At 70.1% G+C, this 17,005-nt stretch carries 12 protein-coding genes; 6 read left to right on the top strand and 6 right to left on the bottom strand.

All coding sequences use genetic code 11. From position 1 onward, the window contains the following. Positions 1 to 213 precede the first annotated feature (213 nt). The 6 genes from ABEA10_RS12440 (at position 214) to ABEA10_RS12465 (ending at position 9,503) form a co-directional block, all read left to right on the top strand. Positions 214 to 1,287 (top strand): LacI family DNA-binding transcriptional regulator, encoded by a 1,074-nt coding sequence (locus ABEA10_RS12440; RefSeq protein WP_345461992.1) that lies wholly within the window; start codon positions 214 to 216, stop codon positions 1,285 to 1,287. Positions 1,288 to 1,405: 118 nt separating this feature from the next. Further along, positions 1,406 to 3,523, top strand: coding sequence for an alpha-galactosidase (locus ABEA10_RS12445; protein ID WP_345461995.1), 2,118 nt, complete (start codon positions 1,406 to 1,408; stop codon positions 3,521 to 3,523). Positions 3,524 to 3,582: 59 nt separating this feature from the next. Further along, on the top strand, positions 3,583 to 4,899 hold the full coding sequence (locus ABEA10_RS12450) for an ABC transporter substrate-binding protein (protein ID WP_345461998.1): 1,317 nt from the start codon (positions 3,583 to 3,585) through the stop codon (positions 4,897 to 4,899). Between the two features lie 87 nt (positions 4,900 to 4,986). Continuing rightward, positions 4,987 to 5,943, top strand: coding sequence for a carbohydrate ABC transporter permease (locus tag ABEA10_RS12455; RefSeq protein ID WP_345462001.1), 957 nt, complete (start codon positions 4,987 to 4,989; stop codon positions 5,941 to 5,943). Next, entirely contained in the window at positions 5,940 to 6,818 is an 879-nt protein-coding gene (locus ABEA10_RS12460; protein ID WP_345462004.1) for a carbohydrate ABC transporter permease, read from the top strand. The genes ABEA10_RS12455 and ABEA10_RS12460 overlap by 4 nt, the downstream gene beginning before the upstream one ends. A 288-nt stretch (positions 6,819 to 7,106) precedes the next feature. Next, the gene (locus ABEA10_RS12465; RefSeq protein ID WP_345462007.1) at positions 7,107 to 9,503 is read left to right on the top strand and encodes a ricin-type beta-trefoil lectin domain protein; all 2,397 of its coding nucleotides are present in this window, start codon (positions 7,107 to 7,109) and stop codon (positions 9,501 to 9,503) included. A 67-nt stretch (positions 9,504 to 9,570) separates the two neighbouring features. Here the strand turns inward: ABEA10_RS12465 and ABEA10_RS12470 are convergent, their stop codons facing one another. From ABEA10_RS12470 to ABEA10_RS12495, 6 genes are all read right to left on the bottom strand, one after another. Further along, entirely contained in the window at positions 9,571 to 10,590 is a 1,020-nt protein-coding gene (locus ABEA10_RS12470; protein WP_345462010.1) for a LacI family DNA-binding transcriptional regulator, read from the bottom strand. A gap of 224 nt (positions 10,591 to 10,814) precedes the next feature. After that, positions 10,815 to 11,840: a LacI family DNA-binding transcriptional regulator gene (locus ABEA10_RS12475; RefSeq protein WP_345462013.1), complete on the bottom strand. Its 1,026-nt coding sequence runs from the start codon at positions 11,838 to 11,840 to the stop codon at positions 10,815 to 10,817. A 242-nt stretch (positions 11,841 to 12,082) separates the two neighbouring features. Beyond that, a complete protein-coding gene (locus ABEA10_RS12480; RefSeq protein ID WP_345462016.1) occupies positions 12,083 to 13,786 on the bottom strand; it encodes an amylo-alpha-1,6-glucosidase in 1,704 nt (567 codons plus the stop codon). A gap of 29 nt (positions 13,787 to 13,815) precedes the next feature. Beyond that, positions 13,816 to 14,634 carry a carbohydrate ABC transporter permease gene (locus ABEA10_RS12485; protein WP_345462019.1) on the bottom strand — a complete coding sequence of 273 codons (819 nt, stop codon included), beginning with the start codon at positions 14,632 to 14,634 and terminating at the stop codon, positions 13,816 to 13,818. Next, positions 14,631 to 15,590: a carbohydrate ABC transporter permease gene (locus ABEA10_RS12490; protein WP_345462021.1), complete on the bottom strand. Its 960-nt coding sequence runs from the start codon at positions 15,588 to 15,590 to the stop codon at positions 14,631 to 14,633. Before ABEA10_RS12490 ends, ABEA10_RS12485 begins: the two co-directional genes overlap by 4 nt. A 1-nt stretch (position 15,591) precedes the next feature. Further along, entirely contained in the window at positions 15,592 to 16,830 is a 1,239-nt protein-coding gene (locus ABEA10_RS12495; RefSeq protein ID WP_345462024.1) for a sugar ABC transporter substrate-binding protein, read from the bottom strand. Positions 16,831 to 17,005: the final 175 nt, after the last annotated feature.

The following is a 17,005-nucleotide window of genomic DNA, read 5'->3' on the forward strand; positions in this document are numbered from 1 at the left end:
GCTCAGCCACGCGGCCCACCGCAGCCGGCCGTGAAAGCAGGCGACACGGGAGTTTTCATCCAGCTCACGTGCCCGGCGCCGGGCTAACTCGAAGGCCGGGGCCGACCGGTCGCCGGGCACCCTCACCCGGGTGTATGCCGCCGCCCGGATACGAAACGATTCGACTGAGTGCTCGTTTTGACCGGCCGCCGCGGGAACGACGACGATGACGGCATGGGTCAGCCCCCTCCCGGCCAGGCTTCCGCTCCTCCGGAACGCGGCCCCGGTCGCCGGCGCCGGGGTGCCACACCGAGCATCCGGGATGTCGCGGCGGCGGCCGGCGTGTCGTATCAGACCGTGTCACGGGTCCTCAACCACTCGCCGAGTGTGCGCGCGGCGACGCGGCTTCAGGTGATGGCCGCCATCGATCGCCTCGGATACCGGCCCAACCGGGCCGCCCGCGCGCTTGGGCTGGGCAGGGCCCGCTCGGTCACCGTCCTCACCTCCAACACGGTGCTCTACGGCTACGCCGCGATGCTCCAGGGTGTCGAGGAGGCCGCCCGCGAGGAGGGGCTCGCCGTCGGCGTCCAGGTCATCGAGTCGGCCGCCGCCGCCGACATCCGGCAGGCCGTCGACCACGTGAGCGATCCGAGCGCGGGCGGAGTCGTCGTGATCGCCTTCGACGTCGAGGGCACCGAGGTGCTGCGGCGGCTCCCCCGCGCGCTTCCCGCGGTCGCGGCGATCGAACCCGGCATACTCGTCCAGGACGGACCGCCGACGATCTGTCTGGACGAACAGCAGGCGGCAGCGGAGGCCACCCGGCATCTGCTGTCTCTCGGGCACCGCACGGTGCACCACGTGGCGATCCCCTCCGAGGCCGGGACGCACGGGCGTGAGGCGGGCTGGCGGCGCGCTCTCACCGAGGCCCGCGCGCAGGTCCCGGACGTCGTGGTCGCCGGGTGGGACGCCCCGTCTGCCTACGCGGCCGGCCGGTCGCTGGCCGGCGACTCCACTGTCACGGCGATCCTGTGCGGCAACGACGACACCGCCATGGCCGTACGGCGCGCCCTGTACGACGCGGGCCGGGCCGTTCCCGGCGACGTCAGCCTCGTCGGGATCGACGATGTTCCCGGCTCGGCGTACTGGACTCCCGCGCTGACCACCATCCGGATGGACTTCGCGGGTCTGGGCCGGGCCTGCGTCGCCGCCGTGGCCGCCGAACTCGACGGCCGGCCGCATCCGGAGGTCTCGCTGACCGCCCCCAGCCTGGTGATCCGGGAGTCGACCGCCCCGCCTCCCGCGGGGTAGCCCGGTACGTCCGCGAAACGGAACACCGATTGGGTCTTCTCCTCTCGGATGTGAGCGCTCACACTGCACATGTGACCGGTCACATCCGTGCTCCGGACGGCCAGCGAGGGAGCGGCAGTTGAGCCTGTTCGACGACAGCGCGACCATCACGTGGGGCCACTCGGCGTTGCGCCTCACCGTCGACGTCACCGCGGGACGGCCGGTGAGCATCCGCGAGCTGACGGACGGCCGGGCCGCCGACGTGCCGGTACGCCCCGCGCAGCCGCTCGTGGAGATCCTCACCCCCGGTACGGGGCGGGCCGCGGTCTCGCAGCGGTTCGCCGAGACCACGATCGGCCGCCGTCTGGTGTTCGCAGGTGAGGAGTCGTCGCGGGACGGCCTCTCGCATCGGCTGCGGATCACGCTGCGCGACGAACCGACGGGCCTGCGGGTCGAGGTGATCTTCCGCTCGCCCGAAGGGGTGAGCGCGGTGCGGAGCCAGGTCCGCGTGACCAACAACGGCATCGGCCGGGTGCTTCTGCTGGGCGTGTCCTCGTTCGCCGCAGGCTTCCTCGGACGACCGGTCGAGCGGCTGGACGTGGTCCACGGCTCCGGCGAGTGGCTGGGCGAGGGCCGGTGGCGCCGACGCCCGTTCCGCGAGATCGCGGCCGACCTGAATCTGTCGCTGCACCGGCAGCACGGCCGCGGCCGGTTCGCGGCCGTCAGCACGGGCGCGTGGTCGACCAGCGGGGACCTGCCCACCGGGGGCCTGATCGACCGGGTGAGCGGCGACGCCTGGCTGTGGCAGGTCGAGCACAACGGCGCGTGGCGATGGGAGACCGGCGAACGCCTCGACGGGGCCTACGTCACGCTGCTCGGGCCGACCGACCTGGACCACCAGTGGCGGCAGGAGCTGCGGCCCGGAGCTTCCTTCACCACCGTTCCGGTGTCGGTCGCCGTGTCCGGCGACGACCTGCACGGCGCGGCCGCCGCGCTGACCGCCCACCGGCGCGCGATCGTACGCCCGCACGCCGACCGCACCGCCCTGTCGGTCGTGTTCAACGACTACATGAACACCCTGATGGGGGATCCCACGACCGCGAAGCTGCTTCCGCTGATCGACGCGGCGGCCGACGTCGGCGCGGAGGTGTTCTGCGTCGACGCCGGCTGGTACGGCGATGACGCGTGGTGGGACAGCGTCGGCGCGTGGGAGCCGTCCCAGACCCGCTTCCCCCGCGGCATCGAGGAGGTGCTCGGCCATATCCGCCGGCGCGGCATGCTGCCCGGCCTGTGGCTGGAGCCGGAGGTGGTCGGCGTTCGCAGCCCGATCGCCGGCAAGCTGCCCGACGAGGCGTTCTTGCAGCGCGGCGGCGCCCGGGTCGTCGAGCACGACCGCTACCACCTGGATCTGCGGCACCCGCTCGCCGTCGCCCACCTGGACGAGACGATCAACCGGCTGGTCGAGGAGCTCGGCGTCGGCTACTTCAAGCTCGACTACAACATCGACCCCGGCGTCGGCACCGACCGGGACGCCGACAGCGCGGGAGCGGGGCTGCTCGCCCACAACCGCGCTCACCTGGCCTGGCTGGACCAGGTGCTGGACCGGCATCCCGCGCTCGTCCTGGAGAACTGCGCGTCCGGGGCGATGCGCATGGACTACGCCGTGCTGGCGCGGATGCAGCTGCAGTCCACCAGCGACCAGCAGGACTTCCGGCGCTACCCGCCCATCGCCGCGGCGGCACCGCTGTCGTTGCTTCCCGAGCAGTCCGGCATCTGGGCGTACCCGCAACCGGACATGAGCGACGAGGAGATCGCCTTTACGCTGTGCACCGCCCTTCTCGGCCGGCCGTACCTCTCCGGCCACCTCGACCGGATGACGGGCCGGCAACTCGCCGCCGTACGGGACGCGGTCGCCGTCCACCGCGACATCCGGGCCGGCCTCGTCTCCGCCATGCCGCTGTGGCCGCTGGGCCTGCCGGGCTGGTCGGACCCCTGGCTCAGTCTGGCCCTGCACGTAGGCGACACGACGTACGTCACGGTCTGGTACCGCGGCGGGACCACCGGCGATGCCGTCCTGTCCCTGCCCCATCTGGCCGGCGCCGAGGTGGAGATCGACACGCTCTACCCGCGGCACCTCTCGCCCTTCGGCCACCGCTTCGAGCCCGGCGCCGGACGGCTGACCGTCCTGCGCCCAGACCCGGAGACGGTCGCCGCCCGCCTCTTCCGCGTCCGCTCCATCCGCAAGGACAGCCTCTGAACCGTTGACCGGCCGCTCTGCCGCCGCGGGCTGAGCGGCCTTTCCCGAAAGGAGCACCGATGAAGCGAAGGACCCTCCTCGGCGCGGCCGCGACGCTCGCCGTCAGCCTGACCGTCACCGGCTGCAGCGATCCCGGCTCTGGCGCGTCGGCCGGCGGCATCCGGACGACCTGGGCGGACCCTGCGGCCAAGCTCGACGGTGTCAACCTGACCATCTGGGCCGCCCAGAACAGCAACACCGTGCCCAAGCAGGTGATCAACGCCTTCCACCGGGTGACAGGCGCGACCGTCAAGGTCGTGACCATCCCCGACCCGTACGAGCAGGGCGTGCAGACCAAGGTCGCCACCGGCGACAAACCGGATCTGGCCTTCTGGCAGCCGACCGCGTCCATGCTGACGGCGATCAACGCCAGGGCCAACCTCCAGCAGCTCACCGGGGCCCCCTGGCTGCCGAAGCTCGATCCCCGGCTGAAGGACATGACCGGGCTCCTCGGGAGCACCCGCTACGCCGCGCTGGTCACCAGCCCGGCGGTCGAGGGCGTCTACTACAACAAGCAGGTCTTCGCCGCGAACGGCATCACCCGGCCGCCGAAGAACTTCGGCGACATGGTGGCGATGGCCCGCCGGCTCAAGGGAAAGGGCGTCACGCCGTTCTTCGAGATGGGCGGCGACCGGTGGGCCACCCAGTGGTGGGTGCAGGTCCAGCTCGCCGACGCCGCGAAGAGCGGCCTCTGGGACAAGATCAACAAGCACCAGGAGACGTTCTCCAGTCCGGTGGTGCTGAACGCCATCAAGACGTACAAGTCGCTGATCGACGAAGGCCTGTTCAACTCCGACATCAAGACCGCGACCTTCGAGGACCAGGGCAGGGCACTGCTCGACGGCAAGGCCGCCATGGCCCTCCAGGTGAACTCCTTCTTCGGCGAGCTGCAGGCCAGTGCCGACACCGCGACCCTCGACAAGAAGATCGGGTTCTTCCCGATCTCGCCGTCCGGCAACATCGGCACCTACATCCCCGACCAGTCCAACGCCCTGGTCGCCTTCCGGACCGGAGACGCCAGGCGCGAGGCCGCCGCCCGGCAGTTGCTCGCGTTCTGGATGGGCCCCGACTATGGGGCCTTCATCGCCGACCGCGACACCGTGTCGCTGGAGCCCTCGGTGCCCAGCCCGCCCGGCGTTCCGCAGGCACTGCGGGCCGTGCACGCCTCCCTGGCGACGTCGGTCGGCTCGATGCAGGTGCTCGCCGTGGCCAACCCCGACCTCTATCTCAACCTCTCCGACATGATCGCCGGGAAGATGGCGCCGCCGAAGGTGGCCTCGACCACCCAGCACCAGTTCGCGCAGCTCGCCAAGGCCGCCGGGGCCTCCGGATTCTGATCATCGTCCCTCCGAGCGCGGCGCCGGAGCCCCACTCCGGCACCCCTCCCGCGAAGGAGCCCGAACGTGCACGTGGGGAAGACAGCCGTGAACACGGTGGAAGCGAGCGCGGAGCGAGGACGGGCCGTGCGGCCGGCCCGGCCGGCGAGGACACGCGCCGGAAGGCGCCGACGCGGCAACGACCGCCGCACGCACCCGATGTGGTTCATGGCGCCCGCGTACGTCCTGCTGTTGATCTTCTTTTTCGTACCGACTCTGTTCAACTTCATCTACGCCTTCACCGACTGGTCCGGCTTCAAGAGCGCGATACGCCCGGTCGGTCTGGACAACTTCCGGAGCCTGATCTCCGACGGCACCCTGCTCCGCTCACTCCGCATCACCGTCGTCTACGCGGTCCTGGTGGCCACCTTCCAGAACGTCTTCGGCTTCCTCCTGGCCGTCCTGCTCGAACGCGACACGGTCGTGAACCGGATCGCGCGGGTGTTCTTCCTCATCCCGGTGATGATGTCCGCGCTCGCGGTCGGCTACATCTTCCAGGCACTCCTCAAGCCGGATGGCAGCCTGAACGGGCTGCTGAGCGCCGTGCTCCGGCAGCACGTCGGCTACGCCTGGCTCGGCGACACGACCTGGACGATCGTCACGGTCGCGGTGATCCACGCCTGGAAGTGGATGGGCCTGTCGATGCTCATCTACCTCGCCGGGCTCAAGACGGTGCCCGAGGACATCACCGAGGCGGCACGCATCGACGGCGCCTCCCGCTGGCGCATGTTCTGGTCGGTACGGTTCCCGTTCCTGGCCCCCGCGATCACCTTCAACGTCGCGACCGCCCTGCTGGGCTCGATGAACGGGTTCGACATCGTGCAGGCCACCACGGCCGGCGGCCCGGCCCGTACGACCGAGATCCTCAACGTCTTCATCTACCGGACGTTCGGCCAGGGCCTGTTCGCGCAGGCCACCACCATGAGCCTCGTGCTCTTCCTCGTCGTGCTCCTCCTAGCCTTCCCGGTCATCACCGTACTGCGCAAGCGTGAGGAGATCCTGTGAACGCCGCCTCGTCCTCGTCCCGCCGGCACCCGGCCCGCTCGACCGGACTCAGCGACGCGCCGATCTGGCGCCGGCTGCAGCCCTTCTGCGCGGGGACGCTCGTCGTGGTCCTGATCGGCATCCCGCTGTGGCTGGTGGTCGCGACCGCCGGGAAGTCGCGGGGGGAGGCCCTGACGCCCGACCTGTCGCCACCGAGTCACTGGCGGCTGCTCGCCAACCTGGAGGAGGTCTGGCGCCAGGGCCGGGTACCGGCCGCGTTCTTCGGCAGCCTGCTGATCGTCGTCCCGGCGGTGATCGGGGTCCTCGTCGTGGGGTCCATGGCCGCCTGGATCCTCGCGCGCCGCAGGTCCCGGCTCACCGCGACCCTGTACGCCCTGGCCATCAGCGGCATCGTGCTGCCCCCGGCCATCGTCACGCTGGTCCTGCTGCTGCGGCAACTCGGCCTCGCCGGAAGCGCGATCGGGATGATCTGCGTGTACATGGGCATCTACCTGTCCACCGTGATCTTCTTCGTTACCGGGTTCGTCCGTACGATCCCGGCGTCGCTGGAGGAGGCCGCGCAGATCGACGGCGCGGGGCCGGTACGCGTGTTCGTCCGGGTGGTGCTCCCCCTGCTGCGGCCGGTGCTGGCGACCGCGACGATCCTGATCTGCCTGTACGTGTGGAACGACGTCTTCTACGCGTTCTTCATCGTGGGCGGGCGGCTCGACACGCTGCCACTCAACCTGTTCCAGGTCGCCAGTGCGGGCCTCTACCTCAACAACTGGCATCTCATCTTCGCCTACGTGATCCTGATGAGCCTGCCGCTGGTCGCCGTGTTCGCCGTCGCCCAGCGAAGGATCATCTCGGGGATCACCAATGGCGCCGTCAGGTGACCGGGCGCCCGTGTCGTGCTCTGGCGTCGCTGCCCTTCGTAGGAATCGATTCGACGCCGACGCCATGAAAACACCGGGCGTGCCACGGCAACGGCACCTGGAGCGGCGGCACCAGCATGACCAGGAGAGATGGCGTTCACAGATTCGCCTTGGCGAGGCCGCCCACGGGCGAACATTGACCGTCCGCATCCCCGGCCATAGCATCCGCTCGAAATGGGCGAACCGATTCGACCTCGCCTCCGGAGGGTCGACGGACACCGCCCGTTCCCGTCAGGGAGGTCCCCGCCCATGTCCTGGTCCTCATCCCGGTTCGGCGGCCACCGGCTGCTCGCCGCGGCCCGGGCCGCCGCGGTCGTCCTGGCCGCCGGTTCCGCCATCGTCGTTCCCGCGGCCTCCGCGTCGGCGGCCGTCACCACGATCTACGCGTCCCCGTCCGGCACCGGCGGCGCCTGCTCGTCCGCGCAGCCGTGCTCACTGTCGGCGGCGCAGGCGGCGGTACGCTCGCAGGTCGCCTCGATGTCCGGTGACATCATCGTGCGGCTGGCCGACGGCGTGTACCGGCCGGCCGCACCGCTCAAGTTCACCTCGGCCGACTCCGGCTCGGGCGGTCACACCGTCAGCTGGCAGGCCGCCCCATCGGCGCATCCGGTGATCACGGGCGCGAAGGCGGTCACCGGATGGAGCCTCGCCGACTCCTCCAAGAACATCTGGAAGGCGAGCATCGGCGCCGGGGTCGACACCCGGCAGCTCTACGTCGGCGGCGTCGAGGCCACGCGGGCCCGTACCACCGTGAACCGTTCGGACTTCACCGCCGGCGCCACCGGGCTGAGGTTCACCGACTCCTCCCTGAACTACCTGAACAACCTGGCGCACCAGAACCGCGTCGAGATCGAGGGCGTCGGCTCGTTCACCGACCGGTACTCGCCGGTGCAGAGCATCGGCGACGGCCTGCTGACGATGCAGCAACCGGCCTGGGACAACAACGCGTTCGGGTACGACACCCTCACCAGCCCGTTCCGTGCCGGTCCCCTGTACCTGGAGAACGCTTACGAGTTCCTCGACTCGCCCGGCGAGTGGTACGACGACACCTCCGCCGGCGCCTTGTACTACATCCCGCGGTCCGGGCAGAACATGAGCAGCACCGACGTGGAGTTCCCGCTGCTCCAGTCCCTCGTGGACGTCGGCGGCACCTACGACTCCCCCGCGCACGACATCTCCTTCTCCGGCATCACCTTCACCGGGACGAGCTGGCTGGGCCCCAGCGGCTCCCAGGGGTACGCCGACCAGCAGACCGGCGCCTATCTCAGCGGGAACTGGTCCTGGCCCTCGTTCGGCTCCTGCCAGTCCGGTTGCTCCCAGTTCGAGGCCGCCCGGCCGCACTGGAGCCAGATGCCCGCAGCCGTACAGGTCTCCGCGGCCGCCCGCATCACCTTCAGCGGCGACCAGTTCGTCAACCTCGGCCAGACCGCGCTGGGCATCGGCAATGACGCCAACGCCCATGCCACCGGCGTCGGCCTGGGCGCGAGCTCCATCACCGTCACCGGATCCACCTTCACCGGCGACGCCGCCGGCGCGATCGTGGCCGGCGGCGTGCGGGCCGACGCGCACCACCCCGGCGACCAGCGCATGATCGACCACGACATCACCATTGGCGACAACCTGGTCCACGACGTCGGCCTGGACTACCGGGGCATCGTGTCGTTCCTGACCACCTACGTCACCAACGCCACGATCAGCCACAACGAGGTCTACGACATGCCGTACTCCGGCATCGCGGTGGGCTATGGCTGGGGCGCCAACGACGCCGGCGGCAGCAACGACTACGCGGACCGCGGCCTGTACGACTACCAGCCGCGCTACAGCACCGCCACGACCGAGTCGGGCGACAGGGTCACCGGCAACTACGTGCACGACGTCATGCAGCAGATGAACGACGGCGGGTGCATCTACACCCTGTCGGCGAACCCGAACGGGAACATCAGCGGCAACTACTGCCTGCGGACCAACGGCTATTTCGGCCTGTACTTCGACGAGGGCTCCCGGTACTACACCGCCACCGGCAATGTGTTCTCCTCCACCGGCGGCACCTGGGCCGTCGAGAACGCCAGCGCCGGCAACAACACCGGCACCATCACGCTGACCGGCAACTGGTACGGCAACGGCGGGACCAACATCGTCAACGGGGACCGCGGTAACACCGTCTCCGGAAACGTCGCCGTCGGCAACGGCGACTGGCCGTCGGGCGCCCAGTCGGTGATCGCGGCCGCGGGCATCCGGTCGGGCGGGGGCTCGGGGGCCACCGGCGTGCTCCGGGGCGCCGGCTCCAACCGATGCCTGGACGTCCCGAACGCGAGCCAGACCGACGGCACTTTCCTGCAGATCTGGGACTGCGGCGGCAACGCGAACCAGCAGTGGACCCTGACGTCGGCCAACCAGCTCACCGTGTACGGCGGCACCAAGTGCCTCGACGTGCCCGGTCACGCGACGGCCTCGGGCACCCGGGTGGAGATCTGGACCTGCAACGGCGGGACGAACCAGCAGTGGCGGCTGAACTCCGACGGCACGGTCACCGGAATCGAGTCGGGCCTCTGCCTGGACGTCACCGGCCAGGGCACCGCCGACGGCACGGGCGTGGAGCTGTGGACCTGCAACGGGCAGAGCAACCAGAAGTGGTCCCGCACCTGAGGACCGCCGGCGCCTCGGGCGGCCGGGCCTCGCGGTCCGGCCGCCCTGCGCCGGCACGTCCCGGGTATCAGGACGACGTGCTGCTGCCGCGTACGATCAGCCGCGGTTCTATCACCATGCGCTCGTTCTCCGTCGCCACCGTCGCCGGGGCCTCCAGCCGGCTCACCAGGAGCCGGATGCTGGCCTGGCCGACCGCCGCGAAATCCTGGCGGATCGTGGTGAGCGGCGGGGTGAAGAAGTCCGCCTCGGGGATGTCGTCGAACCCGGCGATGGCCACCTGCCCCGGCATCGACAGCCCGGCCTCACGGAGAGCCCGCATCACGCCCAGCGCCATCTGGTCATTGGCCACGAACACTGCGGTCACCTGGCCGGAACGGCGGCGCGCCGAGCCCGACGCGACCCGGCCGGCGAGCTCCTGTCCGGCGCGGTAGCCGGACAGCGGGGTCCAGTCGCCCACCAGCGGCGGCGGCACCTCTGCGCCGGCCTCTTCCAGTGCGGCAGTCCAGCCGCGTACGCGGGCCTCGGCCTCCAGCCAGTCCGGCGGCCCGGCGACGTGCCACACGGTGCGGTGCCCGGCCGCGAGGAGATGGTCGGTGACCAAACGCGCGCCGAGTTCCTGGTCCACGGACACGCTGGGGATCGGCAGGTCGTGCCCGCCCTCCACCGTCACCACCGGGAACGGCAGCCGCAACCCGGCCAGTGCGGTCACCGTCTCGCGCTGCGGCACGATCACGACGATGCCCTCGACCCCGCCGTTGCTGAGGTGGTCGATGGCGTCCTCCAGCGCCGCCGCGGTGTAGCGGCGCATCATGACCGTGGAGACCATGTAGCCCGCTTCGCGCGCGGCGGCCTCCAGCCCGGAGAGCGTACTGGCAGGGCCGAACAGCGTGGGGTTGGAGGCGACCACGCCGAGGGTCAGGGTGCGCCGGGTGACGAGGGCACGGGCCGAGAAGTTACGCCGGTAGCCCAGCGTGTCGATCGCCTGGAGGACCGCGGCCCGGGTGGAGGCGCGTACGTTGGGATGGGCGCTCAGGACGCGTGAGACGGTCTGGTGCGACACGCCCGCGAGATGGGCGACGTCCGCCATGGTGGGAGGCCGAGCTCTCTCCTCGGTCCGCGACATTGTGCTCCCATCCGTGATGGGCTAATTGTTAGCGCTCACAGTGAAACCGGTCAAGGCCGGTTCCGGCACGGGGCGCCTACCGGGTCCGCATCGTCATGAGCGGCCCCCGAAGCCGACCTCGATCGCCGCTGACCGGGAAGCGCGCTCCGACGCATCGCCTGACGCGGCGATGCGTCGGAGCGCGGCCGTCAGGCGAGCCCGTCGCGGGGCCGTGCGGGCCCGGTCGTCCCACGCAGGGAAATGGGTGGGGCGACGAGTACGTGGCGGTGCGCTGCCTCGGGATCGGCGATGCGCTGGATGAGCATGTCGACGGCGCACGCGCCGAGTTCGTCCGCCGGGACGTCGGCGGCGGTGAACGGCGGGTGCAGATTCTCGGCCCAGTGCCGGGCGGCGACACCGACGACGGAGAAGTCTCCGGGCACGGCCAGGCCCGCGTGGGTCAGCGCGCGGTACATGCCGGGAATCGCGGCCTCGTTGATGGTGGCGATGGCGGTCAGGCCGGGATGCTCGGCGAGGAGTTGCGCGACGCATGAGACGCCGGATTGGGCGTCGTCGGCGCAGCACACGTGCACGCCGTCGAGGTTCCGCTCGGCCAGCATGCGGGTGAAACCGGCGCGGGTCCGGTGGCTCGGGCCGTAACCGGCGGCGACCAGTTCCGCGGAACGGTTGACGAGCGCGACGCGGCGGTGGCCGAGGTCCGCGAGATGATGCAGGCAGTTCGCGATCAGCGTTTCGTAGTCGATGTCCACCCAGGACATCTCGTCTGGACGGTCTGTACGGCCGATGCAGACGAAGGGCAGCCCGCTCTGGCGCAGGCGGGTGACCCGGTCGTCCTCCAGGCGGATCTCCATGAGGATCACGCCGTCCACACGCCGGCCGCCGACCAGGCGCTCGAACGAGCGATCGTGCTCCCCGCCCGACGGTGAGAGGAGGACGTCGAGGTCGGCGCGTGCGGCGGCGTCGACGACGCTGGCCACGAAGCCGAGTTGCATGTCGGTCAGGCGCCTGCTGGCGGGCGGGATGACCAGGCCGATGGTGCGGGTCCGCCCCTCTTTCAACGCCCGGGCGACGGCGTTGGGCCGATAGCCGAGCTCGTCGATGACGGCCTGGATGCGCTGCCGGGTCGCCTCCGACACCGGACGCTTGCCGCTCAGAGCGTAGGAGACGGTGCTGCGCGCCACGCCCGACCGCCTGGCGATCTCTCCGATGTTCACCGGCGCTCCTCCCTGGTCTGACCGACACGCACATCGTAGGTCGAATCGATCGCACGGAGGACCGGCCCCGGGTTACGGCGACGCTTCTCCGCGTGCCATTGACGTGGGAAGCCTACCGGTCTGCGCTGAGGGGAACCGATTCGATCGCTCGCCGGGCGCTAGCCGGATGCCGGCCTCTGGCGGCGCACGCCAGGTTCGTCTTGATCGTTGTGGCCGCCCGGCGGGCGATATGGCGGACGGATTCATCGTGAGCACCGCCGCTCGTGGGCGGCGGCGAGCAGCAGGTAGCCGCTGGCGGTCCAGGTATAGGCGCGGTCGCGCAGACCCGCGCCGGTGAGGGCGTCGAAGTTCTCGGCGAAACCGGAGGTCTCGCACAAGGTGCGGAACCGGGCGCTGATGTCGTCGGCGAGCGTGCTGTGGCCGGCCCGCCGCAACCCGTCCTCGATCAGCACGGTCGCCGGGGCCCAGACAGGTCCTCGCCAGTAGCCGTCGCTCTGGTACCGCGGCGAGTCGGGCCGTTCGGTGGCCAGGCCGTGCGCGGTGAGGTGACCGGCGATGCGGCCGGCGAGAGCGGAGGTGATCTCGCCGGGCAGCTCGGCGCCCAGCACGATGGGCATGAGGTCGAGCAGGCTGGCGCTGGTCCAGGTCGCTCCGCTGCGGGGCGACCGGGTGGCGAAGCGGTCGGTCGTCCAGAGCTGGCCGAGCAGGTCGTCGCGGAGCCGGCCGGCGTTCTTGGTCCAGTCCTCGGCCGTCTCGTGCTCGCCGAGCAGGGCCGCCAGCTCGGCGAGTTCGCGCATCTGCAGGACCAGGAAGGCGGGCAGGTCGGCGGTCTGCGCGACGCGTTCGGTGTCGAACGGGGTGGCGTTGTCCCAGCCGCTGTCGTTGCCGTGCTGATAGTGCGGCAGGGCCTCCCGGTCGCCCCGGCGGGTGTCCATCCAGAACGCGGTCCAGCGCGCGAGTTGGTCGTAGGTCTCTTTGAGCTGCTCGGGCGACAGGTCGACGATGGCGCGCAGCTTGCGGAGCGCCCAGCCGTGAATGGGCGGTTTAACGAAGTTGTAGAGCACCTCCGAGTGGGTGACGGAATCGGGGAGGCCGCCCATCGGGTCCTGGTGGTCGAAGATCAGCTTGTACTGGTCCCAGGCGAGGTCCGGTTCTCCGGCGGCGAGCGCGAGAGCGTTGAAGCAGTGGTCCCAGCTCCAGACCTTGTCCATCCAGTGCTTGGACATCAGGACCGCGGGCCGCGCCAGGAACCCGGCCGGCCGTACGGTCGCCGACCACAGGACGTAGCAGGCGAGCTCCGCCGCCGGCGTACGTTCGGAGCGCCACGGTGCGACGGCGTCGGCGAAGCGCGTGAACGCGGCGGCGGTCGCGGCGGCCGTCTCCTCGAACGTACCGGCCGCGGCATAGGGGGCACGCGCGCTCTCGTACTCCTCGATCGCCACCTCCCAGGTGCCTCCCCCGAGGACCAGCCCCCGCTCCGCCTCTCCCAGCGCCTGGTCGCCCAGGGACCTGACCGTGCCGCTCAGGATGCTGACGCGATACCGGCGGCCGGTCTCGTAGGTGGTGAAGACGTACGCGCCGTCGACGGGGTCACGGTGGAAGTAGCTGCCGCTGAACGGAGTCAGCCGGGACGCCGCCGCGGTGATCTGGAGCTCCACCCCGGCACCGCGGACCCGGATCGTGTCCGGCGACTCGTAGGTGGCCTCGGCATGGCCCTGCGGATACCGCCAGCTCAGCAGACTCGGCGTGGCCTGCACCACGACGCCGGCGCGGGTGGCCGGACCGAGCGGGGCGAAGCACAGCACGGGGTGCATGCCGCCTTGATGGGAGACCAGGTGCAGGTCGTCGGCGTAGGCGTTCTGGGCGATGACCGGGGAGATGTCGAGCCAGGAGCCGAAGGTGCTGAACGGGATGTCGCGGACGTTGAAGGTCGCGGCATGGGACATGAAGGAAGGTCTCGTTTCTGCGCGGGGTTTCAGTCCTTGACGGCACCGGCCGTCACGCCGGCGGCGATGTAGCGCTGGGCGAGGACGAGGATCAGAGCGGCGGGCAGCGAGGCGACGACGGCGGTGGCCGTGATCGCGTTCCACTGCTGATTGTTGTTGCCGATGTAGTGGTAGATGCCCAAGGTGATCGGCTGGTGGACGCCACCGCCGTCCAGCGTGCTGGCGAAGACGAAGTCCGACCACGCCCACAGGAACGCGAACAGCGACACCGTCACGACCGCGTTGCGGCTGACCGGGAGCACGACGGACCAGAACGTGCGCAACCGGCCCGCCCCGTCGGTACGGGCGGCGTCCAGGAGTTCCTCGGGGATGCCGGACATGAAGGCGGTGAAGATCAGAACCGCGAACGGCACCGCGATGGTCGAGTCCGCCACGATCAGGCCGGGCAGCGACTGGAGGAACCCCAGACTGAGATAGATGGCGTAGAAGCCCATCGCCATGATGATCCCCGGGATCATCTGGGCGACCAGCAACAGGAACCACAGCACTCCCCCACCGCGCGGCCGCAGCTTGGCCAGCGCGTACCCGGCCGGGGCCGACAGCGCGACGGTCAGCGCCACGGTGCCCAGCCCCACGACCAGGCTCACGCCCAGGTAGGGCAACTGCTGATGCACCACGGCCCGGTAGCCCTCGAGCGTGCCGTGGACGGGGAACCAGGCCGGGGGGCTCCTACGCAGGTCCTGGTCCCGGGTGAAGGAGGCATTGACCATCCAGTAGACGGGAAACAGCATCACCGCGGTCAGGGCCAGGCCCACGGTCGTCCGCAGCGTTCCCTTCAAGCGCTTCATGGGCTCAGCCGCCTCCGCTGCGTCCGTACGTACACCAGGCCGAAGATCAGGGCGACGACGACCAGCAGGTTGCCCACGGCGGCACCGGGGCCGAAGGACGGCAGCAGGGTGCCGAAGCCGAGCCGGTAGGACCAGGTGGCGAAGGTCGTCGAAGAGTCGGCGGGGCCGCCCCTGGTCATGATCCAGATGATGTCGAAGACCTTCAGGGTGTAAACCAGCCCGAGCAGCAGCGTGACGGCCGACACCGGGCGCAACAGCGGGAACGTGACCCGCCAGAACCGCTGCCAGGATCCGGCTCCGTCCAGCGCGGCCGCCTCATGCAGGCTGGCGGGGATCGCCTGCAGCCCGCTGTAGAGCACCACGAGGTTGAACGGCACACCGATCCAGATATTGGCGATGGTCACCGAGGCCAGCGACCAGGCCGGCGAGGTCAGCCAGTCGACCGGGCCGACCCCGAACCAGTGCAGGCCGGCATTGACCACCCCGGACTCTGTGTTGAGCATCCACGACCACGTGGAAGCCGACACGATGAGCGGCAGCAGCCACGGCACCAGGAACAGCGCGCGCAGCGTGACCGAGAGCCGGAAGTTCCTGCTGAAGAACACCGCCAGCGCCAGCCCGATCGAGTATTGCGCGGCCAGCGACACGCCGGTGAACACGACCGTATGGACCAACGCGGGCCCGAACGTCGGGTCGTCCACGACCGTCTGGTAGTTCTTCACGCCGGTGAACGGCGCGCCGCCGTGCACGAACGAGGCGACTCCGTAGTCGCGCAGGCTCAGATCGAGGTTGCGGTAGAGCGGATAGGCGTAGAAGACCGCGAGATACACCGTTACCGGGGCCAGGAAGCCCCAGGCGGCCAGCTGGTCTGATCGCCGTCGTTCGCGGGCCAGGACCGCCGGCGCTCGGTCCTCGCCCGCGGCCTGCCGAACGGGGCGTTGCGATGTTCGGACCATGTCACTTCACGGCGTTCTGGGCCGCCGACAGAGCCGACTGCGGTGACTTCGATCCGCTGAGGGTGGACTGGACCGCGGTCCACAGCCGCTGGGAGATCTTCGGATACCTGGTGCCGAGGTTGTCGCTGGTGCGGCCCTTGGCCGCCTTCACCGCGTCCACCCACACCTTCAGACCGGGGGTGGCGGCGACCTGTTTGGTCTGCACCGCCTCGGTCGGCGCGACGTAAGACAGCGTGGTGTCGGTGTCGTAGAGGTTGTCGGCGCTGATCAGACAGGACGCGAGCTTGGCCGAAACGCCGTAGCGGGCGGTCTTGCCCTGGACCGGGATCGTGACGAACTCCCCCCCGGTGGGGGCCGGCGCGGTACCGCCGCTCTGCGCGGGGATCGGGATGATGCCGTAGTCGAACCCGGCCTTCTCGGCGTTGGCGAGCTGCCAGGTACCGTTCTCGGCGAAGGCGTACTGCCCGGTCGCGAACTCCTGCCAGCTGGTGGTCTGGGTGTTGTTGATGACCGAGTTCGGCGCGTATCCCCTGCTCAGCCAGTCCTTCCACAGCGTGAGCGCGGAAACGGCCTGCGGGGAGTCGATCCGGGTGAGCTGTGCGCTCGATCCCCAGAACCACGGCAGGAACTGGAAGCTGCCCTCCTCGGTGCCGATGGCCGAGAACGTGATGCCCTTCTTGCCGGCCGCTTTGGCCTTGCCCAGCGCGGCGGTCAGCGACGCCCAGTCCTTGACCGAGGCGATGTCCACGCCGGCGGACTTGAGCACCGCCTTGTTGTAGAAGAGAGCCAGGGTGTTCGCACCGATCGGCACTCCGTAGGTCTTCCCGCCCTCCTGCCCGGCGGCCAGCAGGTTCGGCTCGATCGCCGAGGTGTCCAGCTTCGCATCGGTCGTGGTGGTGAGAAGTTCGGCCTCGGCCAGTGTCGACACCACCGGGTTGTCGACGATGAGTACGTCGGGCGCATTGCGCTGCTGGGCCGCCAACAACACCTTGTTGGTCAGGTCGGTGGTGTCGAAGGCGGTCCGCTTGACCTTGACCCCCGCCGCCGTGCCGCACTTCGCGAGCAGCTGCGCCCACGCCGAGTCCGCGTCGAACTGCGGGTACGGATCCCAGATCATGTAAGTGCCGGACCCCGCGCCGCCGCTCCCCCGGCTTGACGAGGCGCACGCGGCGACGCCGGTACCGAGGGTGGCGGCGGTCACGACCACGGCGATCAGGCGCCGACTCAAGGGTCTTTTCATGGCGCTGTTCCCTCCAAGGACTAAGTCGTCCGCCCTGTCGAACCGATTCCGCGAATCGGTTCGCCACACCCTAGGACTGGCTCATACGGGCGTCAATGCTTAGATCTCGGATCTCGGGCGCGTGAACACCGCCGCCCGCCCCTCCCCGCCAACATCCGGCCAACGTTGTACGAAT

The organism is Actinoallomurus oryzae, from assembly GCF_039541955.1.
Classification (GTDB): Bacteria; Actinomycetota; Actinomycetes; order Streptosporangiales; family Streptosporangiaceae; genus Actinoallomurus; species Actinoallomurus oryzae.

Excerpts from the sequence above, each read along its gene's own strand:
- ABEA10_RS12470 (WP_345462010.1), bottom strand. The coding sequence starts at position 10,590 with ATGGCGGACGTCGCCCATCTCGCGGGCGTGTCGCACCAGACCGTCTCA.
- ABEA10_RS12495 (WP_345462024.1), bottom strand. The coding sequence starts at position 16,830 with ATGAAAAGACCCTTGAGTCGGCGCCTGATCGCCGTGGTCGTGACCGCC.
- ABEA10_RS12490 (WP_345462021.1), bottom strand. The coding sequence starts at position 15,590 with ATGGTCCGAACATCGCAACGCCCCGTTCGGCAGGCCGCGGGCGAGGAC.
- ABEA10_RS12485 (WP_345462019.1), bottom strand. The coding sequence starts at position 14,634 with ATGAAGCGCTTGAAGGGAACGCTGCGGACGACCGTGGGCCTGGCCCTG.
- ABEA10_RS12440 (WP_345461992.1), top strand. The coding sequence starts at position 214 with ATGGGTCAGCCCCCTCCCGGCCAGGCTTCCGCTCCTCCGGAACGCGGC.
- ABEA10_RS12480 (WP_345462016.1), bottom strand. The coding sequence starts at position 13,786 with ATGTCCCATGCCGCGACCTTCAACGTCCGCGACATCCCGTTCAGCACC.
- ABEA10_RS12465 (WP_345462007.1), top strand. The coding sequence starts at position 7,107 with ATGTCCTGGTCCTCATCCCGGTTCGGCGGCCACCGGCTGCTCGCCGCG.
- ABEA10_RS12450 (WP_345461998.1), top strand. The coding sequence starts at position 3,583 with ATGAAGCGAAGGACCCTCCTCGGCGCGGCCGCGACGCTCGCCGTCAGC.